The sequence below is a fragment of the Streptomyces sp. NPDC014991 genome (genome assembly GCF_043080665.1).
Classification (GTDB): domain Bacteria; phylum Actinomycetota; class Actinomycetes; order Streptomycetales; family Streptomycetaceae; genus Streptomyces.
Genome location: NZ_JBIBVY010000014.1, coordinates 106,843 through 133,159 on the forward strand (window position 1 = coordinate 106,843; position 26,317 = coordinate 133,159).

General features: G+C 73.5%; 24 protein-coding genes. 9 read left to right on the forward strand and 15 right to left on the reverse strand.

The window, feature by feature from the left end:
• Window position 1 precedes the first annotated feature (1 nt).
• The 4 genes from ACF1BE_RS22375 to pssA all read left to right on the forward strand — a co-directional run bounded on the left by ACF1BE_RS22375 (window position 2) and on the right by pssA (window position 3,390).
• Window positions 2-514 (forward strand): MaoC family dehydratase, encoded by a 513-nt coding sequence (locus ACF1BE_RS22375; protein WP_392200764.1) that lies wholly within the window; start codon window positions 2-4, stop codon window positions 512-514.
• A gap of 3 nt (window positions 515-517) precedes the next feature.
• Window positions 518-1,723: an acyl-CoA dehydrogenase family protein gene (locus ACF1BE_RS22380; protein WP_121786066.1), complete on the forward strand. Its 1,206-nt coding sequence runs from the start codon at window positions 518-520 to the stop codon at window positions 1,721-1,723.
• 169 nt (window positions 1,724-1,892) lie between these two features.
• Complete coding sequence (locus ACF1BE_RS22385; RefSeq protein WP_361996607.1) at window positions 1,893-2,549, forward strand: phosphatidylserine decarboxylase; 657 nt, start codon at window positions 1,893-1,895, stop codon at window positions 2,547-2,549.
• A gap of 22 nt (window positions 2,550-2,571) precedes the next feature.
• Entirely contained in the window at window positions 2,572-3,390 is an 819-nt protein-coding gene (pssA, locus tag ACF1BE_RS22390) for a CDP-diacylglycerol--serine O-phosphatidyltransferase (RefSeq protein WP_373908241.1), read from the forward strand.
• 369 nt (window positions 3,391-3,759) lie between these two features.
• Here the strand turns inward: pssA and ACF1BE_RS22395 are convergent, their stop codons facing one another.
• Window positions 3,760-4,911 carry a glycerate kinase gene (locus ACF1BE_RS22395; protein ID WP_392200765.1) on the reverse strand — a complete coding sequence of 384 codons (1,152 nt, stop codon included), beginning with the start codon at window positions 4,909-4,911 and terminating at the stop codon, window positions 3,760-3,762.
• Window positions 4,912-5,062: 151 nt separating this feature from the next.
• Here ACF1BE_RS22395 and ACF1BE_RS22400 point away from each other — a divergent pair, with 151 nt between their 5' ends.
• From ACF1BE_RS22400 to ACF1BE_RS22410, 3 genes are all read left to right on the forward strand, one after another.
• Complete coding sequence (locus tag ACF1BE_RS22400) at window positions 5,063-6,136, forward strand: ADP-ribosylglycohydrolase family protein (protein ID WP_392200766.1); 1,074 nt, start codon at window positions 5,063-5,065, stop codon at window positions 6,134-6,136.
• A 28-nt stretch (window positions 6,137-6,164) separates the two neighbouring features.
• Window positions 6,165-6,659, forward strand: coding sequence for an NUDIX domain-containing protein (locus ACF1BE_RS22405; RefSeq protein ID WP_392200767.1), 495 nt, complete (start codon window positions 6,165-6,167; stop codon window positions 6,657-6,659).
• A gap of 66 nt (window positions 6,660-6,725) precedes the next feature.
• On the forward strand, window positions 6,726-7,511 hold the full coding sequence (locus ACF1BE_RS22410) for an NAD-dependent deacetylase (protein ID WP_392200768.1): 786 nt from the start codon (window positions 6,726-6,728) through the stop codon (window positions 7,509-7,511).
• Window positions 7,512-7,575: 64 nt separating this feature from the next.
• On the opposite strand, the gene ACF1BE_RS22415 is transcribed toward ACF1BE_RS22410, so the two are convergent.
• The 10 genes from ACF1BE_RS22415 to ACF1BE_RS22460 all read right to left on the reverse strand — a co-directional run bounded on the left by ACF1BE_RS22415 (window position 7,576) and on the right by ACF1BE_RS22460 (window position 17,311).
• Entirely contained in the window at window positions 7,576-8,067 is a 492-nt protein-coding gene (locus ACF1BE_RS22415; RefSeq protein ID WP_392200769.1) for a methylated-DNA--[protein]-cysteine S-methyltransferase, read from the reverse strand.
• Between the two features lie 9 nt (window positions 8,068-8,076).
• A complete protein-coding gene (locus ACF1BE_RS22420; RefSeq protein WP_392200770.1) occupies window positions 8,077-9,555 on the reverse strand; it encodes an AlkA N-terminal domain-containing protein in 1,479 nt (492 codons plus the stop codon).
• A 163-nt stretch (window positions 9,556-9,718) separates the two neighbouring features.
• Window positions 9,719-10,525 carry a methylenetetrahydrofolate reductase gene (locus ACF1BE_RS22425; RefSeq protein ID WP_392200845.1) on the reverse strand — a complete coding sequence of 269 codons (807 nt, stop codon included), beginning with the start codon at window positions 10,523-10,525 and terminating at the stop codon, window positions 9,719-9,721.
• Window positions 10,526-10,717: 192 nt separating this feature from the next.
• A complete protein-coding gene (locus ACF1BE_RS22430) occupies window positions 10,718-11,170 on the reverse strand; it encodes a hypothetical protein (RefSeq protein ID WP_392200771.1) in 453 nt (150 codons plus the stop codon).
• A gap of 406 nt (window positions 11,171-11,576) precedes the next feature.
• Window positions 11,577-11,747, reverse strand: coding sequence for a hypothetical protein (locus tag ACF1BE_RS22435; RefSeq protein ID WP_037661814.1), 171 nt, complete (start codon window positions 11,745-11,747; stop codon window positions 11,577-11,579).
• 63 nt (window positions 11,748-11,810) lie between these two features.
• Entirely contained in the window at window positions 11,811-12,362 is a 552-nt protein-coding gene (locus ACF1BE_RS22440) for a hypothetical protein (RefSeq protein WP_392200772.1), read from the reverse strand.
• A gap of 73 nt (window positions 12,363-12,435) precedes the next feature.
• Window positions 12,436-12,948 carry an O-acetyl-ADP-ribose deacetylase gene (locus tag ACF1BE_RS22445; protein WP_392200773.1) on the reverse strand — a complete coding sequence of 171 codons (513 nt, stop codon included), beginning with the start codon at window positions 12,946-12,948 and terminating at the stop codon, window positions 12,436-12,438.
• The gene (locus ACF1BE_RS22450; RefSeq protein ID WP_392200774.1) at window positions 12,945-14,354 is read right to left on the reverse strand and encodes a phytoene desaturase family protein; all 1,410 of its coding nucleotides are present in this window, start codon (window positions 14,352-14,354) and stop codon (window positions 12,945-12,947) included. The genes ACF1BE_RS22445 and ACF1BE_RS22450 overlap by 4 nt, the downstream gene beginning before the upstream one ends.
• A gap of 95 nt (window positions 14,355-14,449) precedes the next feature.
• Window positions 14,450-15,295, reverse strand: coding sequence for an inositol monophosphatase family protein (locus ACF1BE_RS22455; protein ID WP_392200775.1), 846 nt, complete (start codon window positions 15,293-15,295; stop codon window positions 14,450-14,452).
• Window positions 15,296-15,403: 108 nt separating this feature from the next.
• Window positions 15,404-17,311, reverse strand: a complete 1,908-nt coding sequence (locus ACF1BE_RS22460; RefSeq protein WP_392200776.1) for a gamma-glutamyltransferase family protein — start codon at window positions 17,309-17,311, stop codon at window positions 15,404-15,406.
• Window positions 17,312-17,470: 159 nt separating this feature from the next.
• Here ACF1BE_RS22460 and ACF1BE_RS22465 point away from each other — a divergent pair, with 159 nt between their 5' ends.
• Window positions 17,471-18,535 carry a biotin/lipoate A/B protein ligase family protein gene (locus ACF1BE_RS22465; protein ID WP_392200777.1) on the forward strand — a complete coding sequence of 355 codons (1,065 nt, stop codon included), beginning with the start codon at window positions 17,471-17,473 and terminating at the stop codon, window positions 18,533-18,535.
• Window positions 18,536-18,732: 197 nt separating this feature from the next.
• Entirely contained in the window at window positions 18,733-19,401 is a 669-nt protein-coding gene (locus ACF1BE_RS22470) for a hypothetical protein (protein WP_392200778.1), read from the forward strand.
• Window positions 19,402-19,434: 33 nt separating this feature from the next.
• Here ACF1BE_RS22470 and ACF1BE_RS22475 read toward each other — a convergent pair whose 3' ends face one another.
• From ACF1BE_RS22475 to ACF1BE_RS22490, 4 genes are all read right to left on the reverse strand, one after another.
• The gene (locus tag ACF1BE_RS22475; protein WP_392200779.1) at window positions 19,435-19,983 is read right to left on the reverse strand and encodes an FHA domain-containing protein; all 549 of its coding nucleotides are present in this window, start codon (window positions 19,981-19,983) and stop codon (window positions 19,435-19,437) included.
• Entirely contained in the window at window positions 19,958-21,973 is a 2,016-nt protein-coding gene (locus tag ACF1BE_RS22480; protein WP_392200780.1) for an AAA family ATPase, read from the reverse strand. The genes ACF1BE_RS22475 and ACF1BE_RS22480 overlap by 26 nt, the downstream gene beginning before the upstream one ends.
• 152 nt (window positions 21,974-22,125) lie before the next feature.
• A complete protein-coding gene (locus ACF1BE_RS22485; protein WP_392200781.1) occupies window positions 22,126-23,754 on the reverse strand; it encodes a hypothetical protein in 1,629 nt (542 codons plus the stop codon).
• Window positions 23,751-26,279 carry a protein kinase gene (locus ACF1BE_RS22490; RefSeq protein ID WP_392200782.1) on the reverse strand — a complete coding sequence of 843 codons (2,529 nt, stop codon included), beginning with the start codon at window positions 26,277-26,279 and terminating at the stop codon, window positions 23,751-23,753. Before ACF1BE_RS22490 ends, ACF1BE_RS22485 begins: the two co-directional genes overlap by 4 nt.
• Between the last annotated feature and the right edge of the window lie 38 nt (window positions 26,280-26,317).

A 26,317-nucleotide genomic window follows, 5' to 3' on the forward strand; every position in this document is an offset into this window, starting at 1 on the left:
GATGCAGTTCGGACGCACGTACGAGGAGTTCGAGGTCGGGGCGACGTACAAGCACTGGCCGGGCAAGACGGTCACCGAGTACGACGACCACCTGTTCTGTCTCCTCACCATGAACCACCACCCGCTCCACATGGACACGAACTATGCGGAGAGCACGACGGACTTCGGCAAGAACGTCGTCGTGGGCAACTACATCTACTCCCTGCTGCTCGGCATGTCCGTCCCGGACGTCTCCGGCAAGGCGATCGCCAACCTGGAGATCGAGTCGCTCAAGCACGTCGCGCCGACCTTCCACGGCGACACGATCTACGGCGAGACGACCGTGCTCGACAAGTGGCCCTCGAAGTCGAAGAACGACCGCGGGATCGTCCACGTCGAGACCAAGGGCTACAAGCAGGACGGCACCCTCGTGTGCGTGTTCCGCCGCAAGGTGATGGTGCCGACCGAGACGTACATCAAGGAGCGCGGCGGCGAGCAGCCCGGCCGCCCGGAACCCAAGCAGCAGGAGAAGTAGGCCATGGCCCGTCTCGCCCAGACCGCCGGTCTGACCGACGTCCAGCAGGAGATCCTCTCCACCGTCCGGGACTTCGTCGACAAGGAGATCATCCCGGTCGCGACCGAGCTGGAGCACCGCGACGAGTACCCGCAAGCGATCGTGGACGGCCTGAAGGAACTCGGCCTGTTCGGACTGATGATCCCCGAGGAGTACGGGGGCCTGGGCGAGTCGCTGCTCACCTACGCGCTGTGCGTGGAGGAGATCGCCCGCGGCTGGATGTCGGTGTCCGGCATCATCAACACCCACTTCATCGTCGCGTACATGCTCAAGCAGCACGGCACGCAGGAGCAGAAGGACCACTTCCTGCCGCGCATGGCGGCCGGCGACATCCGCGGCGCGTTCTCGATGTCGGAGCCGGGACTGGGCTCGGACGTGTCGGCCATCACGTCCAAGGCGGTGAAGGACGGCGACGAGTACGTCCTGAACGGCCAGAAGATGTGGCTGACGAACGGCGGTACGTCCTCCCTCGTGGCCGTCCTCGTCCGCAGTGACGAAGGACACCCCGAGGGCACGGCACCCCACAGGTCGATGACCACCTTCCTGGTCGAGAAGGAGCCGGGCTTCGGCGAGGTCCGCCCGGGCCTCACCATCCCCGGCAAGATCGACAAGATGGGCTACAAGGGTGTCGACACCACCGAGCTGATCATGGACGGCCTGCGCGTTCCGGCCGACCGGGTGCTCGGCGGGGTCACCGGCCGAGGTTTTTACCAAATGATGGACGGCGTGGAGGTCGGCCGGGTCAACGTGGCGGCGCGTGGCTGCGGCGTCGCTCAGCGTGCCTTCGAACTGGGTGTCCGTTACGCCCAGCAGCGTCACACTTTCGGCAAGCCGATCGCCCAGCACCAGGCCATCCAGTTCAAGCTGGCGGACATGGCCACCAAGGTCGAGGCCGCGCATGCGATGATGGTCAACGCAGCGCGCAAAAAGGACTCCGGAGAGCGAAACGACCTGGAAGCGGGCATGGCGAAGTACCTGGCCTCCGAGTACTGCAAGGAGGTCGTGGAGGACGCCTTCCGGATCCACGGCGGCTACGGCTTCTCGAAGGAGTACGAGATCGAGCGCCTCTACCGCGAGGCCCCGATGCTGCTCATCGGCGAAGGTACCGCCGAGATCCAGAAAATGATCATCGGGCGCAGGCTGCTCGAAGAGTACCGCTTCCAGGGCTGAATGTCCGGGTACGGGGTGTTTTCTGCGAGAAGAAGATCACACCCCGTGAACGGGCTTCAGCCGCCGACTCGGCTGCCTGGCTTGCCCAGTTGTGGCCCACGACCGGTACGATCCCGGAAGGCCGCCGTCCCCCGTCAGAGCGCGGCATCATCCGCTACGAAGGTCATCCATGCCCCACAGCCAAACCTCTGCACACCGCGACAGCCTGGTAGGCGCACGCCTCGCGCGCGGAGCATCGCCGTGGCTTCTCCCGACCGTCGCCACCGCAGCCCTCAGCCTGGCCCGTGCCCGCCGCTCGGGCGCCGCCAAGGCCGTCGCCGTGCCCGTCACCGCGCTCGCGGCGGGCATGCTGTGGTTCTTCCGCGACCCCGAGCGCGAGATCGCCCAGGGCCGGGTCATCTCGCCCGCCGACGGTGTGGTGCAGAGCATCATGCCGTGGAAGGACGGGCGCACCCGCGTCGCGATCTTCATGAGCCCGCTCAACGTCCACGTCAACCGCGCGCCCCTCGCGGGCACCGTGACGTCGGTGGAGCACATCCCCGGCGGCTTTGTTCCGGCTTTCAACAAGGAGAGCGAGAACAACGAGCGCGTAGTCTGGCATTTCGACACCGAACTCGGCGACATCGAGATGATCCAGATCGCCGGCGCGGTGGCCCGCCGCATCGTGCCCTACATCCCCGAGGGCACGAAGGTCGAGCAGGGCGACCGTATCGGTCTGATCCGCTTCGGCTCGCGTGTCGACCTCTACCTGCCCGAGGGTGTGGAGGTCGCGGTCGAGGTCGGACAGAAGACCGTGGCTGGGGTGACTCGCATTGACCGTGATTGATCCGGAGACCCAGGCGGGCTGGGTGCCCGAGGCCGACGACGTGGACGACGACGAGGAGATGCCCCTCTCTCTCCGCCTGTCGATAGCGGACACCCTGACGCTGGGCAACGCCACCTGCGGGTTCATGGCGGTGTACTTCACCACCACCGGCATCCTGATCCCGCACCTCACCGGCAGCCAGGAGTCCGGCATGGCCCGCCACAGCGCGGCCACGGCGGTCATCCTGATGCTCTGCGCGGCGGTGTTCGACCTGTTCGACGGCCTGGTGGCGCGCAAGCTGCGCTCCTCCCCCATGGGCGCCGAGCTGGACAACCTGTCCGACCTGATCAGCTTCGGGCTCGCCCCCGCCTACTTCGTGCTCGTCTACGGCATGGTCGCCGACGACGCGCACCAGAGGGTCGCGGCGGTGGGCGCGATCGTGGTGCTGCTCGCGGTGGTGCTGAGACTGGCCCGGTTCAGCTGCGTGACGGTGAAGGACGGCACGTTCCAGGGCATGCCCTCGCCGTTCGGCGCACTGACGGTCGTCTCGATCGTGCTGCTGGAGCTGCCGTTCGTGGCGACGCTGCTGGCGATCCTGGGGACGGCGTGGCTGATGGTGAGCCGCGTGGAGTACCCGAAGCCGCGGGGCCGCCTCGCCGGCGCGGTGCTCGGCTGGATCGTGCTGTCGATGGGTCTGCTGGCCGCGTGGGCCTTCGACGCCCCGAGCGGTCAGCTGCTGCTCCAGACGGGCTGCGCGCTCCAGCTGGTCATGGGCGCGGTGATCCCGCTGTTCGCCACGGCCCGACGGGTGAACAACTTCCGCGACAACCGGCGGGAGGCGCGGGCGACGCAACTGCCGTGACGCCCCGCCGAGAGGGCCCCGGATCCGACGAGGATCCGGGGCCCTTCGCTGTGTGCGCGGGCGGTCGCCGAGGCGAGCCGCCTGAGGGCTCCGCCCCGAGCCGCCTGGGGGCTCCACCCCCAGACCCCCGCTTCGACCACCCACCCGACTCGGCCGACTGGACAGGCCCCACCACGACCGCCCCGGCGATCGCCGTGTCAGCCGGCCGATCCGGCGATCCCCTGTCAGCGCGCCGAGTCAGGTGACCCGGCCCCTGCCCCGCCCGCCGGCCGGTGCGGCGGGGAGCCCTGTCGGTCGGCCGAGCCGGGGGCAAGTCTCCTGGCGGCCGGCCGACCGAGGCCGGCGGACGCCCTGGGGCCGGGGCCGAGGTCAGCTGAGGTAGTCCTTGGCGATGTGGCTCGCGACCTGTTCCAGGATCGGGCCGGCGTCCGCCATGCAGCGGGCGACGTCCGGCTCGACGGACGTCAGGGGGTACGCCCGTTCGATGCCGGCCCGCAGCAGCGCCTGCTCCGGCAGGGCGAGCCGTCCGCACACCGCGACCACCGTCCGGCCCGCGGCCCGCGCCGCCGCGGCGACCCCCGCCGGCGCCTTCCCGTGCAGGGTCTGCTCGTCGAGCGAGCCCTCTCCGGTGATCACCAGCGAGGCCCGTTCCAGGGCGGGCGCGAAGCCCAGCACGTCCAGCATCACCTCGATGCCGGGCCGGAAGCGGGCGCCCAGGAGCAGCGCGCCGTAGCCGATGCCGCCCGCCGCCCCCGCGCCCGGTGCCGCGGCGTACTCCGCCGCCCGTGGGCCGGCCTCCGCCTCCAGCACCCCGGCGAAGCGGGCGAGGGCCGCGTCCAGTGCCGCCACGTCGTCGGGCGTGGCCCCCTTCTGCGGGCCGTACACCGCCGGTGCGCCCTGCGGCCCGGTCAGCGGATTGTCGACATCGCTGGCCAGCACCAGTTCGACCGAGGCCAGCCGGGGGTCGAGACCGGACAGGTCGGCGCGGGCCAGGCCGGCCAGGCCGCCGCCGCCCGGCGACACCGGTTCCCCCGCCCCGGTCAGGAACCGGGCGCCCAGCGCGGAGAGCATCCCCGCGCCGCCGTCCGTCGTGGCGCTGCCGCCGACGCCGAACACGATCGTCCGCGCGCCCGCGTCCAGCGCGGCCCGCAGCAGCTCCCCGGAGCCGTACGTCGAGGCGGTCAGCGGTGCGAACACACCGGCCGGGAGCCGCTGGAGCCCGCTCGCCTCGGCCATCTCCACGACCGCGGTGCCGTCGCGCAGCGCGAACGCGGCCGTCACCTCCTGGCCGAGCGGCCCGGCGACCCGCACCTCACGCCGTTCGAAACCGGCCGCGACGGCCGCGTCCACGGTGCCGTCGCCGCCGTCGGCCACGGGCAGTGCCTCGGCCCGGACGTCCGGCACGACCCGGCGCAGCCCGGCCGTCACCCGCTCGGCGACCTGCACGGCCGTCAGCGAGCCCTTGAACTTGTCCGCGGCGATGAGCACCCGACGGGTCTCGTTCCCCACAGCGTCCGCCACCTTGTCTTCCCCTTGCTCTCCGGGCCCCGCGCAAGTCGGGGCCAGTCGCGCCGCTGTGACCATAGCCGCAGGGCACCGCCGCCGTCATGCCCCGCCCGCACCGTGGGAAGCCGCCGCGCGCCGGACCCGGCAAAGTGGGTACACCCCTGCCATGAGCACCCAGCGCACCGGACCCGGCCTCGGCGACCGCATCCACGGCGGCTGGCTCGGCCGGATCGCGGGCAACATGCTCGGCAAGCCGGTGGAGCAGGGCGAGGTGTGGACCCGGGACCGCATCGACCGCTATCTGCGCCGGGCCGCCGCCCTGCCGCTGACCGACTACCTCCCCGAGCCCGCCGACCCGGCCGAGGCCGCGGTCCTGCGCCCGGAGTGGCGCGGATGCGTGCGCGGCCGGATCCACGGCAGCTGCCGGGACGACGACATCGACTACGCGATCCTGGGCCTGCACCTGCTGGAGACCCACGGTTTCGGATTCAGCACCGAGCAGGTCGGCGACCTGTGGCTGCTCAGGCTGCCGTACCTCCAGACGTTCACGGCGGAGCGGGCGGCCTACCGCAACCTCGCGAACGGGCTGAAGCCGCCGCTGACGGCGACGTACGACAACCCCTACCAGGAGTGGATCGGCGCGCTGATCCGCGCGGACGTGTACGGCTGGACCTGTCCCGGTGACCCCGTCCGGGCCGCCGGCCTGGCCCGCCGGGACGCGGTGCTGTCGCACACCGGCAACGGGGTGTACGGCGCGATGTTCGCGGCGGCGCTGATCGCGGCGGCCTTCACCGCCCCGTCCGTGCGGGACGCGCTGGAGAGCGCGCTCGCCGTGATCCCTGCGAGCAGCCGCCTCGCCCGGACCGTACGGCGGGTCGCGACCCTGCACGCGACCCGGCTGCCCTGGGAGGAGACGCTGGCCACGGTGACCGCGGAGACCGCCGGGCTCGGCTGGATCCACACCGTCCCGAACGCGGCCGTCCTCACCGCGGGGCTGCTGTACGGCGACGGCGACTTCACCCGGACCATCGCCCTGACCGTGCGCGGCGGCCTGGACACCGACTCCAACGGGGCGACGGCCGGTTCGGTGGCCGGCGTGTACACCGGGGCGGAGGCCATCGGGGCGCAGTGGCGGGATCCGCTGGAGGACACGGTCCGTAGCGCGGTGTTCGGCTTCGACGGCGTACGGATCAGTGCGCTGGCCGAGCGGACCCTGCGTCTGGCGGTGGACGGGACATAGCCGGCAGGTGGCTGGTTACCCTTCCTGGATGACCACGACTCCTGACTTCGCCACGTACATCGCAGGCCTGCCCCGGATCATCGCCGGTGCCGCCGCGCTCTTCCGGGACGCCGAGGGCCGGGTGCTGCTCGTCGAGCCCAACTACCGCGAGGGCTGGGCGCTTCCGGGCGGGACCATCGAGTCCGACGACGGGGAGACCCCGCGGCGGGGCGCGCGCCGGGAGACTCTGGAGGAGATCGGGCTCGACCGGGAACTCGGCCGGCTGCTGGCGGTGGACTGGGTGCGCGGCGTGGGCCGGCCGCCGCTGGTGGCCTACCTGTACGACGGCGGTGTGCTCACCGACACCGACCTGAAGGCGATCCGCCTCCAGGAGGAGGAGCTGCTGTCGTGGCAGCTGGTCGCGCGCGACGACCTCACCGCGTATCTGCCCGGCGCGCTCGGCCGCCGGGTGCTGGCCGCCCTGGACGTCCTCGCGGACGGCTCCGGCACGGCGGAACTGGAGAACGGCCACCGCGTGTCGTGACCGCCCGGCGGGGGTCCCCTGATATCCGTTCGCGGCGGGCGGGGAGCCCCGCCTACGCTCGGTCGCATGACCAAGCCGCTCGTCGCCGTGTTCAGCGGGGCAGGTGTCTCCACCGACTCCGGGATCCCGGACTACCGCGGGCCGAACGGCCTGTGGCGCCGGGATCCGGACGCCGAGAAGCTCGTGACGTACGAGTACTACATGGGGGATCCGGAGATCCGGCGGCGGTCGTGGCGGATGCGGCGCACGCACAGCGCGCTGCGGGCCGAGCCGAACGCGGCGCACCGGGCGGTCACCGAGCTGGAGCGGTCCGGCACCCCGGTGCGGGTCATCACGCAGAACGTCGACGGGCTGCACCAGCTGGCCGGGATGCCCGCCCGCAAGGTGCTGGAGCTGCACGGCAGCGCGCGCGGTGTCCTCTGCACGCGGTGCGGTGCGCGCGGGCCCATGGAGGACGCGATCGCGCGGGTGGCAGCGGGCGAGGACGACCCGCCCTGTCTGCGCTGCGGAGGCATCCTGAAGCCGGCGACCGTGATGTTCGGCGAGCACCTCGATCCGGTGGTGCTGGGCGACGCGGTCGCGATCAGCAAGGCCTGTGACGTCTTCGTCGCCGTCGGCACCAGCCTCCAGGTCCACCCCGCGGCCGGCCTCGCGGGCGTCGCCGCCGACCACGCGGCCCGGCTGATCATCGTCAACGCCGAACCGACGCCGTACGACGAGCGGGCCGACGAGGTGATCCGCGAACCGGTCGGGACGGCCCTTCCCCGGCTCCTGCGGCTGCTCGGCGCCGGCAGCACGGGCAGCGGTGAGCGCGGGGTCACTTCGGCCGGCTCCTGGGATACCGGCTCCTGAGGGACCGGCTCCTGGGACCCGCGTCCAGGAGACGCCGTGACGGGAGACGCCGTGTCCGCGCCGCTCAGAAGAGTGCGCTGCCCCGCTCGAAGTCCAGCAGGCGGCGCTTGCGGTCCAGGCCGCCGCCGTAACCGGTGAGGCTGCCGTCGGAACCGACCACCCGGTGGCAGGGGACGATGATGCCGACGGGGTTGCGGCCGTTGGCGAGGCCGACGGCGCGGGAGGCCCGGGGATTGCCGAGGAGGTCGGCGAGTTCGCCGTACGTACGGGTCTCGCCGTACGGGATACGGGCCAGCTGCTGCCAGACGCTGCGCTGGAACGGCGTCCCGTGCAGCCCGAGCCGGACGGTGAACCCGGTCGACTCGCCCGCGAAGTACGCGTCCAGCTGCTCCCGGGCCTCGGCGAAGACGGGCAGGGTGTCGTCGCGCGGCCCGAAGGACTCCTCGCCCGGGCGGTGCCGCTGGCCGGCCATGTACAGGCCGCACAGGGCGCCGTCGGCGTCGGCGACCAGGGTGAGCGGCCCGTAGGGGCTGTCGGTCACGGTGTGGTGGTTCATCGGATTCCTTCAGGCCGGGAGGAAGTTGATCGGGTGGGCGTCGGTCGCCCACAGGTACTGCACCGCGTACGCCCGCCAGGGCCGCCAGCCCGCCGCGCGGGCGGTGAGCGCGGCCGGGGTGGACGGCAGGCCCAGCTCCTTCGCGGCGCGGCGGATGCCGAGGTCGGTGGGGAGGAAGGCGTCGGGGTCGCCGAGGGCGCGCATGGCGATGATGTCCGCCGTCCACGGGCCGAAGCCGGGCAGCGCGAGGAGCCGGGCACGTGCCTCGGCCCAGTCGGTCTCCACTCCCAAGTGAAGGGTACCGTCCGCGAGTTGGCGGACGAGGGTGGTGAAGGTGGTGCGCCGGGTGCGGGGCATCGCCAGGGTCTCGGGGTCGACGGCGGCCAGTGCCTCCGGGGTCGGGAAGAGGTGGGTGAGCCCGCCCTCGGGGTCGTCCAGGGGTTTGCCGTGCGCGGTGACCAGGCGGGCCGCGTGGGTGCGGGCGGCTGCGGTGGACACCTGCTGCCCGAGCACGGCGCGGACGGCGAACTCGTCCTCGTCGACCGTGCGCGGCACCCGGCGGCCGGGACCCCGGTCGACCAGGGGTGCGAGCAGCGGGTCGGCGCGCAGCCGGTCGTCGACGGCGACCGGGTCGGCGTCCAGGTCGAGCATGCGGCGGCAGCGGCTGATGGCCACGGTCAGATCACGCAGGTCGCTGAGGGTGAGGCGGCAGGCGATGTGGTCGGGCCGCGGGGCGAGGGCGACGATGCCGTGCCCGTACGGCAGGCGGAGCGTGCGCCGGTAGGCGCCGTCCCGCCACTCCTCGACGCCGGGTACGGCGGTGGCGGCCAGGTGGCCGAAGAGGTTGGACGGGTTGAGGGGGGCGCGGAACGGCAGTCGCAGGGTGAGCACGCCGGGGGTGGCCGCGCCGCTGCGGGGCGCCCGGGCCCGCAGCTCGCTCGGGGACAGGGCGAAGACCTCGCGGACGGTGTCGTTGAAGGCGCGCACGGAGGAGAAGCCGGCCGCGAAGGCGATCTCCGTCATGGGCAGCGGGGTGGTCTCGACGAGCAGCCGCGCGGTCTGGGCGCGCTGGGCCCGGGCGAGGGCGAGGGGGCCGGCGCCCAGCTCGGCGAGCAGCTGCCGCTCCACCTGCCGGGTGCTGTAGCCGAGCCGGGCGGCGAGTCCGGGCACGCCTTCGCGGTCCACGACGCCGTCGGCGATCAGTCGCATGGCGCGGGCCACCAGGTCGGCACGCAGGTTCCACTCCGGGGAGCCGGGGCTGGTGTCCGGGCGGCAGCGTTTGCAGGCCCGGAACCCGGCCTGCTGGCAGGCCGCGGCGCTCGGATGGAAGGTCATGTTCTCCGGCTTGGGCGGCACGGCCGGGCAGCTGGGCCGGCAGTAGATCCGGGTGGTCAGGACGGCGGTGTAGAACCAGCCGTCGAACCGCGCATCCTTCGACCGCACGGCCTGTACGCACTGTTCCCGGTCGAGGTGCATCCCTGTCTGCATGTGTCCAGCATGGGCCACCGCACGCCCCGGTCGCTGGCGGAAATCCGACACGTACGTAGACCTGGCCAGGGACCCGGCCGACGGGATCGAGCATCCGGGCCCGTCTCGTCGCTGGGTTCGACAGGCGCCGCCGGCGCCGCGGGCCCCCGGGTGCGCAGTGGTCTCAGACGGCGTGCTCCTGGCGGAACCGGGTGATCCACTCGGCGGTGGTGCGCAGGCCGCCGAAGGTGTAGAAGTGCACCTTCACCACGCCGTGCCGCTCGGGGTCGTACCGGTCGGCCAGTGCGCGCAGGAAGCGGTCCGGGCCGGCGGTGCCCATGAGGTTGGTCAGTGAGAAGCCGTACTTGCGGGCCACGGAGGCGCCGGCGCCGACGCCGAACCGGGTGGCGTAGCCGAGCAGCCGGCGCACGCCGGCCGGGCCGGGGACTCCGATGCGGACGGGCAGGTGCACGCCGCGCGCGCGGAGGTCCTCCAGCCAGGTGAGGACCGGGTCGACGTCGAAGCCGAACTGGGTGATGACGTCGCCGGTGAACCGGTGGGCCCCGATGGCCGCCGCCTTCTCCGTGAGCGCCTTCCACAGGACACGGTCGGGGATCCCGGGGTGGCCCTCCGGGTAGCCGGTGATGCCGACGTGCCGGACGCCGTGCTGCCGCAGCTCCCCGGTGCGCAGGACGGCGAGGGCGTCCTCGTAGGGGCCCTCGGGCCGGGCGGGGTCGCCGCCGACGACGAACACGTTCCCGGCGGTGCCGTCGGCGGCCAGTCCGGCGAGGAACTCCTCCAGGGCGGGCCGGGACACCAGGCGCCGCGCGGAGATGTGCGGGACGGGCACGAACCCGAGCCGTCCTGCCGCGCGGGCGGCGGCCAGCCGGGTGGCGGTGTCCTCACCGGCGAGGAAAGTGATGTTGATACGGGTGCCTGGCGGAATGCCGTCGCGCGCCTCCTCCAGCGCGGGCGTGTCCTTGCCGGTCATCTCCAGGGAGAAGTCGTCCAGCAGGGAGGCGCCGGTGCCCTGCCCCGGGCTCCCGGTGCCGTGCGGGCAGGGGGCACCGCCCTCGGACGGGGCGGTGACGGCGGGGTTCATCGTGCTCCTCGTACGGCGTGGTCCTGGCCGGGGCCGATGATGCCACGCGGCCCGCCTGAACCGCCGCCCAGGGGGCCCGGGTCAGGCGGCGGCCGCTTCCTGCCGGGACGCCAGCGCCCAGATCACGAAGACGTCGAGCGCCATCACGGTCACCGACCAGACGGGCGCGTACGGCAGGAACAGGAACTGGGCGACGAGGCTGAGCGCGGCCAGGAACAGGCCGGTGAGGCGGGCCCAGGTCATGTCCTTGAGCAGGCCGATGCCGGTGCCGAGGACGAGGGCGCCGAGGATGATGTGGATCGTGCCCCAGCCGCTGAGCGTCATCTTGTAGACATAGCTGCCGATGCGGACGTAGACGTGGTCCCCGGCGACCGCGGCGATCCCCTGGAGGAGGGCGAGGATGCCGCTGCACACCATGAGGACTCCCGCGAACGTGACGCCGCCGGTCACCCAGCCGTCCCCGGTCCCGGGCTGCCGTGGCGGCCGCGAGCCGCCCGTGGGACCCGGTCCGGTGGGCTGCGCTGCCTGGCTCATGAGTGTGTCCTTTCCGCCTCCCCGTTCCTCCGGTGCCCGCGCGCTCGCGGGGAGCACGCGGGCACTTCGAGCGTCGGCCGCACGGCCTCCGGACGCACCTGGGACGGCGCCGTCCGGGTGAGCGGCCGTCACGCGCCCGCGCCACCGCACCACGTACGGGAAGAGGCTCGGCCGGCGTGGCGGGGCCTGCCGCGCCGGGGACTCAGGAGGGCTTGCGGTCCGGTGTCCGAACGTGGCACGCGTCGGGGGGTGATCCTGGTTCCGGTCACCACAGCACTTCACCGCGCCGTCGGCGCGGAGCAGTTGCCTGCCGTCGCCGCGACCGCAGACGCGTAGGGCCCGGCCGTCACCGGCCGGGCCCTACGCGTCTGCGGGTGGCGTGCGCCTGATGCCGCGACGCCCGTGTCTACCAGCGGTACCAGCGACCCTTACGGCCGCCGCTGTCCGCGGACCGGACCACGAAGCCCAGGAGCCACACGATCAGGACGATCACCGCGATCCACCACAGCGCCTTCAGTGCGAAACCCGCGCCGAAGAGGATCAGAGCCAGAAGAAGAACCAGAAGCAGGGGAACCATTGTTATCAACCTCCTGGCCACCGCATGCCCTTACTTCAGTCCTACAAGCACACAGAACATGAGTTATTTCTTCGCGCCAGGGGGCATACTCGCGCGCCGTGCGTTGTTCCCGCTCTTCCGCGCCGCACGCGTCACGGTTCGGGAACCATGAGCCGCGTCGGCGTGCGGGGCGGGCCGGAGCAGTTCCCGGGCCGAGCATCCGGAATCGGGGTCCTCGACCAGACACAGGCTGAAACCACGCGCGTCCCGGTGCACCTGAGCCGACATCAGGCATGCCCCTTCCGAGGATCTGATGTCGAGGTCGATGATGTCACCGCTGGTGAAGGAGTCGTCGGCGTACACGGTGTTCGCGTCGCCCAGAGGGCCGAAGAAGGCCCAGTGCCCCGTGACGGCGTCGGGGCAGGAGGTGCCTCCCAGCATGGCGTTGTGCAGCGCGGTCCCCGCCATGCGCCGGTCGGCCCCGAGGGTGAGGCGTGCTCCGGCCGCGTTCGTCCAGCCGCCCAGCGCCTCCGACTCGCGCATCGAGGCCGTCCGGCCGCCCGCATCGGCGCAAGCGGCACACGCGCCCACCAGTACGGCCGCGAGGAACACCGTTCGCTTCACCTGGGTCGCCATCCATCCCGTCGCCCATAATTTGAACACGTTCAGAATACTGGGCCGAGGGATGGGCGGAGCGACGAGCGGCGGGCTATCCGGGCAGTCGCCGGGCGAACGCCTCGTACGCCCGGTCGTCGAACAGGACGAACCTCACTTCTGCCACGCCGGTCGGCGTGTTCCGCACGGTCTCGGTCGCGATGCGCGCCGCGTCGTCCATCGGCCACCCGTACACGCCCGTGGAGATCGCCGGGAACGCGACCGTGCGGGCACCCAGCTCGTCGGCCACCCGGAGGGACTCCCGGTAGCAGGAGGCAAGCAGCGCGGGACCCTCGTCCGAGGCCCGGTACACCGGGCCGACGGTGTGGATCACCCAGCGGGCGTCGAGTTCGCCCGCCGTGGTGGCGACGGCCTGACCCGTGGGCAGGCCCCCGCCGTACCGGGAGGCCCGCAGCGCGCGGCACTCCGCCAGGATCGCGGGGCCGCCGCGGCGGTGGATGGCGCCGTCCACGCCCCCGCCGCCGAGGAGGGAGGAGTTCGCGGCGTTGACGAGGGCGTCGGCGCGCTGCCGGGTGATGTCGCCCTGGACGAGGGTGAGTACGGTCATGTCTGCCTCAGCCTGCGCCAGACGGCCTTGGCGGCGTTGTGACCCGACATGCCGTGGACGCCGGGCCCCGGCGGGGTGGCCGAGGAGCAGATGAAGACGGCCGGATGGGGGGTGTGGTACGGGAACAGGGACAGCCGGGGGCGCAGCAGCAGCTGGAGTCCGGAGGCCGCGCCGCAGGCGATGTCGCCGCCGACGTAGTTGGCGTTGTGGGCGGCCATCTCGGCGGGGCCGGCGACGGCGCGGGCGAGCACGCGGTCACGGAAGCCGGGGGCGAAGCGCTCCAACTGGCGTTCCAGGGCGTCGGTGAGGTCACCGGACCAGCCGTTCGGCACATGGCCGTAGGCCCAGAAGACGTGCTTGCCCTCGGGGGCGCGGGTGGGGTCGACGACGCTGGGCTGCACGGTGATCATGAAGGGTCGGCCGGGAGCCCGGCCCTCGCGGGAGACGGCGCGCAGGGCGGTGCCGATCTCGGCCTGGCTGGCGCCGATCTGGACGGTGCCGGCGACGCGGGCCTCGGACGCGGTCCAGGGCACCGGGCCGTCCAGCGCGTAGTCGATCTTGAAGACGCCGGGGCCGTAGCGGTAGTTCGCGTAGTGGTCGCCGAAGCCGGCGATGCGGGCGAGCGCGGTGGGCGAGGTGTCGAAGACGTAGGCGCGCGCCGGCGGCAGGTCGTCCAGGCGCTTGACCTCGTAGTCGGTGTGCACCTCGCCGCCGAGGTCCGTCAGATAGGCGGCGAGGGCGTCGGAGACGGCCTGGGAACCGCCGCGCGGCACCGGCCAGCCGCGGGCGTGGGCGGCGAGGGCGAACACCAGCCCGATGGCGCTGGTGGCCAGGCCGTTGAGCGGCGCCATCACATGGGCGACCAGGCCGGCGAAGAGGGCCTTGACCCGTTCGTCCCGGAAGCGGCGCATCAGCCAGGTGGACGGCGGCAGCCCGACCAGACCGAAGCGGGCCAGGGTGACGGGGTCGCGCGGCAGCGCGGTCAGCGGCAGGGACATGAAGTCCCGTACGAGCGTGTCCCAGTGCGCGAGGAGCGGCTCGACCAGTCTGCGGTACGGGCCCGCGTCGCGCGGTCCGAAGGAGGCGGCGGTCTCGGCCACCGACCTGGACAGCACGGACGCCGTACCGTCCAGGAACGGGTGGGCCATGGGCAGCGGGGCGTGCAGCCACTCCAGGCCGTACCGGTCGAGCGGCAGGGCACGGAACGCCGGGGAGTTGATGCCGAGGGGGTGAGCGGCCGAGCACGGGTCGTGCCGGAAGCCGGGCAGCGTCAGCTCCTCGGTGCGGGCGCCGCCGCCCACGGTGGGCCGCGCCTCGAACAGGGCCACGGAGAAGCCCCGGCGGGCCAGCTCCACGGCTGCGGTCAGTCCGTTCGGTCCCGCACCCACCACGACCGCATCGAGCATCGACGGCACCTTCGGACCCCTTCGTCAGCCGACGGCCATTCGCGAGCAGGATATGCCGGGAGCCCGCCCTCCCCCGGGCCGGGTGGCCCCGGACCTCAGGACGCCGCGCCCAGCAGGCCGGCCAGCCGGCGGGCGGTGGCGGCGTCACGGGCGGCGGTGAACGGCAGGACGTTCCCGCCGGTGACACGGAACGGCTCGCCGGTCGGCGTGACGTGCGTGCCACCCGCCTCCTCGACCAGGAGCAGGCCCGCCGCGTGGTCCCAGGCAGCCTCCCAGTCGAACACGACGGCGTCCAGCTCGCCCCGGGCGACCGCGAGGTACTCGAGGCCCGCGGATCCGCACGGGCGGGGTGCGAGGCCGTCGGTCCACAGGGCCTTCAGGGCCCGCTTCTGCTCCTCGGTGGTGAAGTCCGGGTGGGAGACGGCGACGGCGAGGTCCCGGCCGGGGGCGGACGGCCCCGCGAACAGCCGCTCGCCGTCGAGGAAGGCGCCCCGGCCGCGGACGGCGGTGGCGAGCTGGTCGCGCGCCGCCGCGTACGTCCAGGAGGCGATCACGGTGCCGCGGTGGGCGAGGGCGACCAGCGTGCAGAAGCCGTCGTCGCCGTGCACGAACTGGCGGGTGCCGTCGACCGGGTCGACGATCCAGACCGGCGCGTCGCCGCGGAGCGCCTCGTACACCGCGGGGTCGGCGTGCACCGCCTCCTCGCCGACCACCACCGAGCCGGGCAGCAGGGCACCGAGGTCGTCGGTGAGCCGCAGCTCGGCGAGACGGTCGGCGTCCGTCACCAGGTCGTGCGGGCCGCTCTTGCGGTCCACCTCGTGCTCGGCGAGGCGGCGGAAACGGGGCATGATCTCGGCCGCGGCCGCCTTGCGGACCGCCTCCTCCACGTCGGCCGAGCAGCGGGCGAGAAACTCTTCGATGGTTTCCGTCTCTTCGATCATGCCTCCATGAGAGCACGTCCCACTGACAGTCCCCGCCCCACGGGTGTGCTCCGGGTGGAATCGGGATGAAGGACGACGGACGGAGCGTGCGGGAGCCCCCGTCCCGCGTCAGCGGCCGACGGCGTAACCCTGCATGCCGCGCGGGTTCGCCGCCGCCGACAGGATGCCGGTCCCCGGGTCCCGGGCCACCGCGCACAGCCGCCCCTCCGACCAGGCGGGGCCGACGGTGACGTCGTGGCCGCGCCGCCGCAGCTCCTCGATCACCCCGGGGTCGGTGCGGGACTCGACGGTCACGCTGCCGGGGCGTCGGCCGCGCGGGTGGAAGGAGCTGGGAAAACTGTCGTTGTGCCAGTTCGGGGCGTCGATGGCGCCCTGCAGGTCGAGGCCGCCGCGGACGGGGGCGCGCAGCGCGGCGGCGAGGAGGAAGTGCAGCTGCCACTGGTCCTGCTGGTCGCCGCCGGGCGTGCCGAACGCCAGGACCGGCACGCCGTCGCGCAGCGCGAGCGACGGGGTGAGGGTGGTGCGGGGACGGCGGCCGGGGGTGAGCGAGTTGGGCAGGCCCTCCTCCAGCCAGGCCATCTGGAGGCGGGTGCCGAGCGGGAAGCCCAGCTCGGGGACGACCGGGTTGGACTGGAGCCAGCCACCGCTGGGCGTGGCCGCGATCATGTTGCCCCAGCGGTCGACGACGTCGATGTGACAGGTGTCGCCGCGGGCCACGCCGTCCGCGCCGACCTGCGGCTCACCGGACACCTGGGATCCGCCGGACAGCCGGGTCGCGCCGGACACCCGCGGCTCGTCGGAGAAGCGCGCGACCGTCGGCTCACCGGCGCCCATCGCGCCGAGACCGGGCCCGGCGGCGCCCGGCACGCGCGCGGGTAGGTGTGCGCCTGCGCCCCGGCCCGCGCCTGCCGGAGCGAGGGCGGGCAGCCGTGGGGTGCGTCCGCCGGGGCTGCCGGGCCGCAGCTCGTAGGAGGCCCTCTCGCCGACGAGTGCGCGCCGGGCCGCGTTGTATCCCTCGGACAGCAGCTCGGGGACGGGCACCTCGGCGGCGTCCCCGTACCAGGCCTCGCGGTCGGCCATGGCGAGCTTGCAGCCCTCGACCAGCAGGTGGACGTAGTCGGCGGAGCCGTAGGCGGGCAGTTCGGGCGGGAGCAGCGCCAGTTGCTGGAGCAGGACGGGGCCCTGGCTCCAGGGGCCGGCCTTGCACACGGTCCAGCCGTTCCAGTCGTACGTCACCGGTGCCTCGTAGGCCGCCGACCAGCCGGCGAGGTCGGCCTCGGTGAGGGTGCCGGTGTGGCGCTCGCCGCTGGTGTCCAGCGTGGGCCGCCCGGACTGCCGTACCAGGGCCTCGGCGACGAAGCCCGAACGCCACACCTCGCGTGCGGCGTCGATACGGGCCTCCCGGCCGCCCGCGCGGGCGGTCTCGGCCAGCAGCCGCTTCCAGGTGGCGGCGAGCGCGGGGTTGCGCAACAGCGTGCCGGGGCGGGGCGCTCGCCCGCCCGGCAGATAGACCTCCGCCGACGACGTCCACTCGGTCTCGAACAGCCGCCGTACGCTCTCGACGGTCGCGCCGACGTTCTCCACGGGTGCGTGCCCGTGTTCGGCGTACCCGATGGCGTACTCGAGCACGTCCTCGAGGGACCTGGTGCCGTGGTCGCGCAGGAGCAGCAGCCAGGCGTCGAAGGCACCGGGCACGGCGGCGGCGAGTGGTCCGGTACCCGGTACGAGGTCCAGCCCGAGGCTCCGGTAGTGGGCGACCGAGGCGCCCGCGGGGGCCACGCCCTGTCCGCACAGCACCCGCACCGCGCCGCCCGCCGGGGCGAACAGGACCGGCACCTCGCCGGCCGGCCCGTTGAGGTGCGGCTCCACGACGTGCAGCACGAACGCGCCGGCCACGGCCGCGTCGAAGGCGTTGCCGCCGCCCTCCAGAACCGCCATCGCCGACTGGGAGGCCAGCCAGTGGGTGGAGGACACCATGCCGAACGTGCCGTGGAGGGTGGGCCGGGTGGTGAACACGGGCGGGCTCCTTCGCTCGGGTGCGGCACGGCCGCCGGCGCCGGGCGCGGCTGATCCTCTACGGCTCCGCCCGGCATGCTACGGACCACGCCGCCGCCGGGGAACACCCCGGCCCGCCCGGGCGTTGATCCCACGCGGAAGGAACGGAGGCCCTGGCAAGTGCACGGTGAGTACAAGGTGCCCGGCGGCAAGCTCGTCGTCGTGGACGTGGAAGCGGCGGACGGCGTGCTGCGGGACGTGCGTGTGGCCGGGGACTTCTTCCTGGAGCCGGACGAGGCGCTGGACGCGGTGAACCGCGCGCTGGAGGGCGCGCCGGCGGACACCGACGCGGCGGGGCTGGCCGCGCGGATCGAGGCGGCCCTGCCCGCCGGGACGGTGATGTACGGCCTGTCGGCGGAGGGCGTGGCGATCGCGGTGCGCCGGGCGCTCGCGCATGCCACGGACTGGACGGACTACGACTGGCAGCTGATCCACGAGAGCCCGCAGCCGCCGGCCCTGCACATGGCCCTGGACGAGGTGCTGACCGCGGAAGTGGCCGCGGGCCGGCGCCCACCGACGCTGCGCGTGTGGGAGTGGGGCGCCCCGGCGGTGATCATCGGCAGTTTCCAGTCGCTGCGCAACGAGGTGGACGCGGAGGGCGCCGTCCGGCACGGCATCGAGGTCGTGCGGCGGATCTCCGGCGGCGGCGCGATGTTCGTGGAGCCCGGCAACACGATCACCTACTCCCTGTCGGTGCCCGAGTCCCTCGTCCAGGGCCTGTCCTTCCAGGACAGCTACGCCTATCTGGACGACTGGGTGCTGGGCGCCCTCGGCGACATGGGCATCCGTGCCTGGTACCAGCCGCTGAACGACATCGCGACCGACCAGGGCAAGATCGCGGGCGCGGCGCAGAAGCGGATCGTCGGCCCCGGCGGCGGGCCGGGGGCCGTGCTGCACCACGTGACCATGTCGTACGACATCGACGCGGACAAGATGGTGGAGGTCCTGCGGATCGGGCGGGAGAAGCTGTCCGACAAGGGCACGAGGAGCGCCCGGAAGAGAGTCGATCCGCTGCGGCGTCAGACGGGGCTGCCGCGCGAGGCGGTCATCGACCGGATGATCGACTCCTTCCGCGCGCGCTACGGCCTCGCACGGGGCAAGGTCACCGCCGAGGAACTGGCACGCGCCGAGGAGCTGGCCCGCACCAAGTTCACGTCACCGCGGTGGACGGCGAGAGTGCCGTAGGCCCGGGTCCCACGGACCACGGCAGGCGAGCGAGCGCCAGAAAAAACGGACTTAGCGGGACACCGTGGGTGGGCTGCCGTGACCGGGCGGGTACGCAGTGCGTCGGCACTTCCGCGCCACAGACAGTCATGTGACACTGTCGTCCCCCGTCCACCCTGCGGACCCCTCCGCACCCCCTCCCCCACGAGAAGTGCGCCGTGCGTTCCCTTCCTCTGCCGCTCGCCCTCACCGCGCGTCTGTCGCCGGTCGCGGTACTCGCCTGCGCCGGCTGGGCGCTGACGTCCGGACCGGCCGCGCCGCCCGCCGCCGGGCACCAGACGACGGCCCAGAAGGTGCCCGCCGGCTCCTCCTCCGCGGCGCCCTCGGCCACGGCCGCGCCGAAGACGTACACCGCCGCACCCGCCCCCTGCGCCGCCGTTCCCGTGGCGACCGTCAAGTCCCTGGTGCCGGGGGCGAAGACGGCCGGCAAGGAGATCCCGTCGACCGACACCGAGCTGCGCCGCACCTGCTCCTGGAACGCGCTCAAGGGCTACGACTACCGCTGGCTCGACGTGTCCTTCGAGATCACCGGGTCGGACCGGGAGGCGCGCGAGGAGTACGAGCAGCGGACCCGCGAGAAGAGCGGCGGCGGGGCCGTCCCCGGACTCGGGGACAGCGCCTACTCGGTGGTGAACCTCACCACCGAGGACAAGCAGCAGACCCGCGAGGGCGTGGTGCTGGCCCGGGTCGCCAACGCGCTCGTCGTCGTCACCTACAACGGCAGCGACTTCGAGACGAAGAAGGCCCCCGCCACGGACGAGATCAACAAGGGGGCCATCAAGGCGGCGAAGGCGGCGGCCGCCGCGCTGGGCAGCGGACGGGGCTGAGCAGCCGTACGCCGATGGGCGGTCCGACCATGCTCAGGCCGCCGGCCCGGTGGGTTCCTCCTCGATGCCGTGGACGACGAAGTGGACCCGCGGGCCGAGTTCGACCCGGTCGTCGTTGCGCAGGCGGACCGCGTTCCCCGGCACCAGGACGCGGTCGTTGACGCGGATGCCGTTGGTGGCGCCCTGTGGGACCTCGGTCACCCAGGCCGCTCCGTCCGCGGTGTGCACGACGGTCGCGTGCCGCTCCGAGACCGTGTCCTCACCGGCCAGGATCTCCGCCGCTTCGGGGGCCCACTCGCTGCTGCGCCCCAGCCGGAGTTCCACGCCGCGCGGCACGTCCAGATGCCGCCCACCGGCGCGGAAGGCCAGCCGCAGCACACCGCCGGGCAACCGCTGTGGCCGCCGCGCCCCGCCGACCCCGGACAGACAGCGGGGGCAGGGCGTACCGGCGGGGACGACCGCGCCGCACCCCGCGCACCGCGCCCCGACGGGTGGTGGGGGCGGAGGGGGCGGGGCGCCGGGCCGGGTGTCGGTGACGGGCTGCCACTCGTCGTCGTCATCCCAGTCGCGTACGTCCGTCAACGCCTTCTCCCTTCTTCAGGACGACCGTCGTGTCCACCCGCCCGCTGTCGGCCACCCGCACGTCCGTCACCACGACCGTGGTGCCCGGCCCCAGTTCGGACGCGGCGAACAGCTCGCGGGCCAGCGGGTTGACCAGGTGCGTCTCCAGAACCATGCCGATGCCGCGGCCGCCGTTCCAGCTGTCCCGGGTGCAGTGCTTGAGGAGTTCCGCGCGGGCGTGGTCCTCGATCCGCAGGACGAGCTGGTTGCCCTGGGCCAACTGGCGCTGGATGTTGCGGACCTGGAGGTCGAAGATCTTCTCGGCGACCTCCTCGGCGATGAAGTCGAAGACGACCACGTTGCCCCCGATCCGGTTCATCAGCTCAGGCCGTCCGATCACCCGCTCGAAGTGCTTCTTGACGTTGTCCTTGACGGTGGCCGCCAACTCCTCGTAGGGCGTGCCCGGCTGGACGATCCACTCCCGTTCCTCGGTAGCGGGGTCCGTGCGCTGCACACCGAGGTTGGAGGTGAAGATGAGCACGCACTCGCTGAAGTAGGTGGTGACGCCCTGTCCGTCCGTGAGCCTGCCGTCCTCCAGCACCTGGAGGAACTTGTCGAGGATGCCCTTGTCGGCCTTCTCGATCTCGTCGAAGAGGATGACGCGGAAGGGGTTCGCCCGCACGGCGGAAGTCAGTTCGCCGCCCGCCTCGTAACCGACGTAGCCCGGGGGCGCGCCGACGAGCCGGTCCGCGGAGTGCGCGGCCGAGAACTCGCTCATGTCGAAGCGGAGATAGGCCTGGTCGCTGTCGAAGAGGACGGAGGCCACGGCCTTCGCCAGTTCCGTCTTGCCCGTCCCGGTCGGGCCGGCGAAGAACAGCACACCGCGGGGCCGGTGTCCGGGGCTGGTCGCCTGCGCCCCGGACAGCCCGAGCGCGGCACGCTTGAGGATGTCCAGGGTCATGGCCACGGCCGCCTCCTGGCCGAGCACCCGGTTGTGGATGGACCGTTCGTTGCCGGGGTTCCGGTCCTCCCCGCGCAGGATGCGCTGCCGGATCTCGTCGCGGCTCCAGGGGTTCTTCTCGACGCCGAGCCGGTAGATCCGTACGGCGTCGGGCATGGCCGCGAACGGCAGACCGCGGGAGCGGGCGAGCTTCACGCTCTCCTCCATGGCCCGCAGGCTGAGGCCGGAGGCCGCCCGGGCGAAGGCGCCGACCGCCCGCGCCGTCTCCTCGCCGTCGCCGCCGGGGGGCGCGGCGGATCCGTCGCGGGTGCCGTGTCCGGCGTACCGCTCGTAACGCTCGTGGAGGAGCCCGGCCATCGTGGTGCGTTCGTCCGCGTCCGGCGCCGGCACGGCCACCGCGCGGATCCGCTCGCTGCCGGAGATGAGCCAGGCGGGTACGTCCCGCTCCCCTTCGGCGAGCCAGATCACCGGGTTGAACAGGCCCGGCCGGCGCGGTACCAGGGTGGCGCCGTCCCGAGGCGGCAACGGCTGCGCCTCATGAGCCAGTTTGAGACAGGCGAGGAAGAAGTCCCTCTCGTCGGGGGTCACTCGGGACGGGTCCGTGAGGAGGCGCGAGGCGTGGTCGATCACCAGGGCGACACGCAGCGGCCGTTGCCGGCGGCCGTCGCGCACCGTCTCGTCCCGCTGCTGGGCCCAGCCGTTGGTGATGTTCCGCAGCTGCTCCAGAACCGCCTGCCGCTGCGGCGCGGTCTGGCCGGGGAAGTCCAGGGCCCCTCGCAGGAGTTCCTCGACGGCCGCCCGGGCCTCGCCCTCGCCGGCCACCACCCGGAAGCCGCTCACCTGGTCGCAGAGCACCATCGCCTCGTAGCCGTGTTCCCGCAGCGGGTTCCACAGCACGTCGAGCAGCGGGTGGAACCGGTCCCGGCCGCGCCGGTGCACCAGGTGCAGGTCACGGGTGTTGCCGTGCAGGACGTACTGCGCGTGCACACCGAGCGTTCCGATCAGCTCCTCCACGAAGAGCGGGAGCCGGTCGTCCTTGGACAGGTCCATCGTTCCTCCCGATGCGCGCTGTTCGGGGCCGCGCGCCGGCCATGGGTGGGGCGGTGTACTCGGTGCTGCCCGGCTCTCCCGGTGGTGCCCGGCTCTCCTGCGGTGCCGGGTGTCCTCTTCGACGTCCGGTGGGGTCCACGGTGTTCCGCGTCTCAACGGCGTCGGTCGCCGTCGACGGTCCGGTGCCGGGGGGCCTCCCCGGGTACGTCCCGCCGCACGTCGGCCGGCCGGGTCACGGCCTCGTCCAGCAGTCCGTCGAGCACCCAGGCGTCCTCCCCCAGTACCCCCGGCAGGGCCCCCTCGGTGTGTTCCGCCGTGAACGCGAGGTCCAGGCCCAGCCCGCCGGCGATCTCCTCGAACCGGGTGAGCCGCTCCCGTGTCTCGGCGCAGCGCAGGTCGTCCACGGCGCGCTCTTCGCAGGTCCGCTCCCCCGGTGTGCCCCGGTACATGGTCGCCACCCGGAGGGCGCCGTCGACCAGGGTCGCCCGGAGCCAGTGGCCGGGCTCCCAGCCCTCGGGGGTCCAGTCGAGGCGGATCTCCTGCCCGTCGGGCCGTCCGGCCCCGGCCCGGCCGCCGAACGTCCTGGCCAGCTCGGCGACGGCATCCGCGCACTGCTGGCGGACGTAGACGGCTTCCAGGGCGTGCAGACGTTCCTCGACCCGGCGTTCGACCAGCGCGCGTTCGTCCGGGGTCAGCGGGTCGCCGTTGTCCAGGGTCCGGCGCAGCAGCGTCACGGCGTCCGGCGCGGGGGCGAGGTCCTCGGCGCCCTCCGGAGTCTCGTACACGAGGAAGTCGTGGTGCAGCGCGGCGCGTTCCTGCGCCTCCCGGGTCTCCCGCGCCCGCTTGTTGGCGTCCCGGACGAACTTGCGTGCCTCGGTGAGGTGGATGCGTGCCCGGCGGGGGTCGTCGGCGGCGCGGCGCACGGCGTGCCGGACGGCGTCGGCGGCGAGTTCGGCGGTCTCGACGGCGGCGTACGGGTCCAGGGTGCCGAGGATGTCCGCCCCGGTGCGGCGGACCTCGTCCGGGTCGAGCGCGGCGGGGGTGCGGCGGTCGGTGGTCTGCCGGGGCATCTGCCGTGCCTCGGTTTCGGCGGTGCGCTCGGCGGAGAACCGCTGGAGCGTCCGTTGCCGGCTCTCGCGCAGGCCGCGCCGCCAGTCGTCTTCCTGCTCGTCGTCCAGCCGCAGTTCGGCGGTGAGCCGCTGCTGCTCCCACGCGGCCTGCCGGGCCTCCGCGCGGCGCAGCGCCTCCTCGGCGTGGGCCGTCCGCTGCCGCAGGTCGCCCAGCCGTTCCCCGACGGGGGCGAGCGGCGGGGGCACGTCGGGGCGGGGCGGGGGTCCCGGCGGTCCGCCGTGGGCCGCGGCCCGTGCCACCCGGGCCAGCAGGGCGCCGCGGCGGGCGTTGAGCCGGACGGCGGCGAACGCGGCGGCCTCCCACTGCGCCGCGGCGTCGGCGGCCAGCCGCTGCTGCCGCTCCAGGCACCGCTGTTCCTCCGCGGCCCGCACCGCCGCCGCGGCGAGGACGCGGGTGCCGAGCAGGGCGGCCCGGCCGACGAGCAGGACGCCGCTGAGCGAGCCGAGCACCTGGAGCGCCGCGTCGGCTGCCTGGTGGGCCGCGTGCCCGGCCGCGTCGGCGAGGTGGGCGGAGGCCTGACCGGCCGTGTCGTGCAGGTGCAGCAGCCCGGTGTGCGGCAGCGCCTGCGGGTCGAGGGGCGGCGGGGGTGGTGCGAACTGCACGGCGGGTGCCACCGTCTGGATCGTGGGGATGGCGAAACCGGAACTCATGCCTGATCTCCTGTCGTGTCGGTCGTCGTCCCGGTCCGCCGACGGGCCGCCCACCACGCCCGGCACGCACGCCACGGGCGCCGCCGGCCCCAGCCACCACGCGGAGCCACCCACCACGCCCTGGGCGCCTGCCGCCGGGACCGCGCGGCCCGGCCCCGTCGACGGGCCTCCCACCACGCACGCCACGGACGCCGCCCGCCCCAGCCACCACGCAGAGCCGGCCACCATCCGCGGGGCTCATACGGCCTCGGTCGCCCCGCGCGGCCATGGCGGCGGGCGTCTCGGCGGGCCCGGTGGTCGCGCCGCAGGCGTCGTCGGTCCCAGCCGCGGCGGACGCTCCACACCGCGACGGCGGCGGCCGAGGCCAGCGGCCACACCCACGGGGCGGTGGTGACCGCGTACATGCCCAGCAGGCCGGCGAGGACGAGCAGTGCCGCCCCGGTCCAGAGGCCGGCCCGGGTGCGGGCCAGCCGGGCGGGGCGGTCGGCGCTGCGGATCAGCAGGCCCGCCAGCGATCTGCCGGGATGGTAGAAGGGCGGGCCGATGTACACGGCGGTCCACAGTTCCACCACGAGGACGAACGCGGCGGCGGGCAGCGCCTCCAGCCAGGCCGTGACGACCGATGCCTGCGAGGCGCGGCCCAGCACGTCCGCGAGACCGATGACGAAGCTCCAGGGCGCGGTGACGACGGTGGCGCCGAGCAGCGCCCAGCCCAGTGTGGGCAACCGGTCCAACCGCCGCAGCACGGTGAGGAGGTGGTCCTGGTCGGCCGCGAGCAGGCGTTCCTGCTCCTCCTCGGCACGCCGGGCGCCGAGTGTTTCCGACTCCCGCCGGGCACGGTGGCTGAGCCGGTGGGCGGCGACGAGGCGCAGGTCGTCGTCCTGGGCGGAGAGCAGCGCGTCGAACCAGGGCACCCGTTCCGGGAACTGCGCGCGTACGCGCAGCAGCATGTCGGTGAGCCGGTTCCGGGTGCGTTCGGGTTCGCGGGCCAGCTGGAGCAGCCAGGCGTCGACGGCGACGGTGTGCTTCAGGGCCGCCCGGTCCCGTCGTCCGCGTCCGAGTTCCCGGACGGTGGTCTCCCACCGGGCGCGCAGGACGCGCCACGCGTGGACCGTCTCGTCCAGGCCGTGTCCGCCGGGCCGTTGCGCGAGCCGGGTCAGGATCTCGGGGTGGTCCGCCAGGTGCCGGACCAGGGCGACCGCCTCGCCGTCGCCGTCCCGGGCCGCCTGGCACAGCAGGCGCATGTTCCGCACGTCCAGGGGCGTTCCGTGCCAGGAGACGTCCAGGCCGGGGCCGAGCCAGTTCAGGAGTCGTACGACGACGTCGGTGGACGGGGGCCGGGCCAGTTCGGTCCGCAGCTCGGCGAGCCGGCGCAGTTCCTCGGGACTGCGGTCGCCGACGGTCTCGAACTGCCCCAGCCACTCGACGAGCCGGGCTCGGTCGGCGTCGTCGGCGAGCATGCCGGCGGCGCGGCTGTGGTTGCGGTCCAGGTGGACGGCGAGCCGGTCGGTCCCGGTGAACTCCTCGCCCATGAACGGGAAGGGCGCGAGGACGGGGCGGGTGGGGTCGTCGGGGAAGACCCGCCCGTCGGTGCGCGGGGCGATGTCGGGGTCCCTGCCGTCCAGCCAGTCCCCCACCTGCCGGGCCTGCCAGCGGTGTTCGGGGGCCCGGGTCAGCAGGCCCTCGCAGAGCAGGCGGGTCCTGCGGTGCGTGATGCCGGTGACGTCGGGATCGTGTGTGGCGATCTCCGCGAGCACGTCCTCGTCCCGGCGGAACTCGATGGGGTGTCTGCCGAGGGCCAGTTGGGCGACGACCATGCCGAGCGACCACCAGTCGCCGGCCTCGGAGACGGTCTGCCGGAGCAGTCCGGCCTCCGGTGCGAGGTAGAGGGGTTTGCCGCGCCAGTCGGTGCGGGGCTCCAGCGCCTCGTCGGGCCGGTACACGGCGGCGCCGAGGTCGACGAGGACGAGGTCGGCGGTGTCACCGCGGCGGGCCTGCACCATGATGTTGTCGGGGGTGATGTCCCGGTGGACGACGCCCTGTCCGTGCAGGGCGGTGACGGCGGCGCGGAGCTGGCCCACCATGGCGCGCACGGCCTCGGGGGGCAGCCCCTCGGGGTGGTCCCGGTGGTATTTCTCCAGGGTCTCCTCGCCGTGCGACCAGTACAGGTGCCAGGGGTGCCCGTGCGCCTCGCCGGTCTCCAGGAGCCGTTCCAGGTGGGGGGTGGGGCGCTCACCGAGCCGCAGCAGTTCGTGTACGACGTCCGGGCCGGGGGCGTGCAGCCGGTGGTACCACTTGAGGACCAGGGGTATTTCCGCCGGGCCGTGGCGGGCCGTCAGGTCGCGTACGCGCAGGACGACGGCCTCGGCGGGACGCCGCGCCTCGGAGAGCACGGCGACGAGCGGAAAACGGTCGGCGAGTTCGCCGGGTACGGCGTTGCGGACCGGACGTGTCTCGTTGTTCCGCGCATTGCTGAAACCGCCGTCCTCGGGCTCGACATGCCGGGTGGGCTGCGTGGTCGTCATCTTCCGGCCTTCCGGCAGACGCGGCGGGCGGACAGGGC

Excerpts from the sequence above, each read along its gene's own strand:
- ACF1BE_RS22375 (WP_392200764.1), top strand. The coding sequence starts at position 2 with ATGCAGTTCGGACGCACGTACGAGGAGTTCGAGGTCGGGGCGACGTAC.
- ACF1BE_RS22450 (WP_392200774.1), bottom strand. The coding sequence starts at position 14,354 with ATGCTCGATGCGGTCGTGGTGGGTGCGGGACCGAACGGACTGACCGCA.
- ACF1BE_RS22480 (WP_392200780.1), bottom strand. The coding sequence starts at position 21,973 with ATGGACCTGTCCAAGGACGACCGGCTCCCGCTCTTCGTGGAGGAGCTG.
- ACF1BE_RS22400 (WP_392200766.1), top strand. The coding sequence starts at position 5,063 with ATGAGCACCCAGCGCACCGGACCCGGCCTCGGCGACCGCATCCACGGC.
- ACF1BE_RS22380 (WP_121786066.1), top strand. The coding sequence starts at position 518 with ATGGCCCGTCTCGCCCAGACCGCCGGTCTGACCGACGTCCAGCAGGAG.
- ACF1BE_RS22405 (WP_392200767.1), top strand. The coding sequence starts at position 6,165 with ATGACCACGACTCCTGACTTCGCCACGTACATCGCAGGCCTGCCCCGG.
- ACF1BE_RS22420 (WP_392200770.1), bottom strand. The coding sequence starts at position 9,555 with ATGCAGACAGGGATGCACCTCGACCGGGAACAGTGCGTACAGGCCGTG.
- ACF1BE_RS22440 (WP_392200772.1), bottom strand. The coding sequence starts at position 12,362 with ATGGCGACCCAGGTGAAGCGAACGGTGTTCCTCGCGGCCGTACTGGTG.
- ACF1BE_RS22490 (WP_392200782.1), bottom strand. The coding sequence starts at position 26,279 with ATGACGACCACGCAGCCCACCCGGCATGTCGAGCCCGAGGACGGCGGT.
- ACF1BE_RS22415 (WP_392200769.1), bottom strand. The coding sequence starts at position 8,067 with ATGAACCACCACACCGTGACCGACAGCCCCTACGGGCCGCTCACCCTG.
- ACF1BE_RS22435 (WP_037661814.1), bottom strand. The coding sequence starts at position 11,747 with ATGGTTCCCCTGCTTCTGGTTCTTCTTCTGGCTCTGATCCTCTTCGGC.
- ACF1BE_RS22455 (WP_392200775.1), bottom strand. The coding sequence starts at position 15,295 with ATGATCGAAGAGACGGAAACCATCGAAGAGTTTCTCGCCCGCTGCTCG.
- ACF1BE_RS22445 (WP_392200773.1), bottom strand. The coding sequence starts at position 12,948 with ATGACCGTACTCACCCTCGTCCAGGGCGACATCACCCGGCAGCGCGCC.
- ACF1BE_RS22425 (WP_392200845.1), bottom strand. The coding sequence starts at position 10,525 with ATGACCGGCAAGGACACGCCCGCGCTGGAGGAGGCGCGCGACGGCATT.
- ACF1BE_RS22410 (WP_392200768.1), top strand. The coding sequence starts at position 6,726 with ATGACCAAGCCGCTCGTCGCCGTGTTCAGCGGGGCAGGTGTCTCCACC.
- ACF1BE_RS22485 (WP_392200781.1), bottom strand. The coding sequence starts at position 23,754 with ATGAGTTCCGGTTTCGCCATCCCCACGATCCAGACGGTGGCACCCGCC.
- ACF1BE_RS22430 (WP_392200771.1), bottom strand. The coding sequence starts at position 11,170 with ATGAGCCAGGCAGCGCAGCCCACCGGACCGGGTCCCACGGGCGGCTCG.
- ACF1BE_RS22385 (WP_361996607.1), top strand. The coding sequence starts at position 1,893 with ATGCCCCACAGCCAAACCTCTGCACACCGCGACAGCCTGGTAGGCGCA.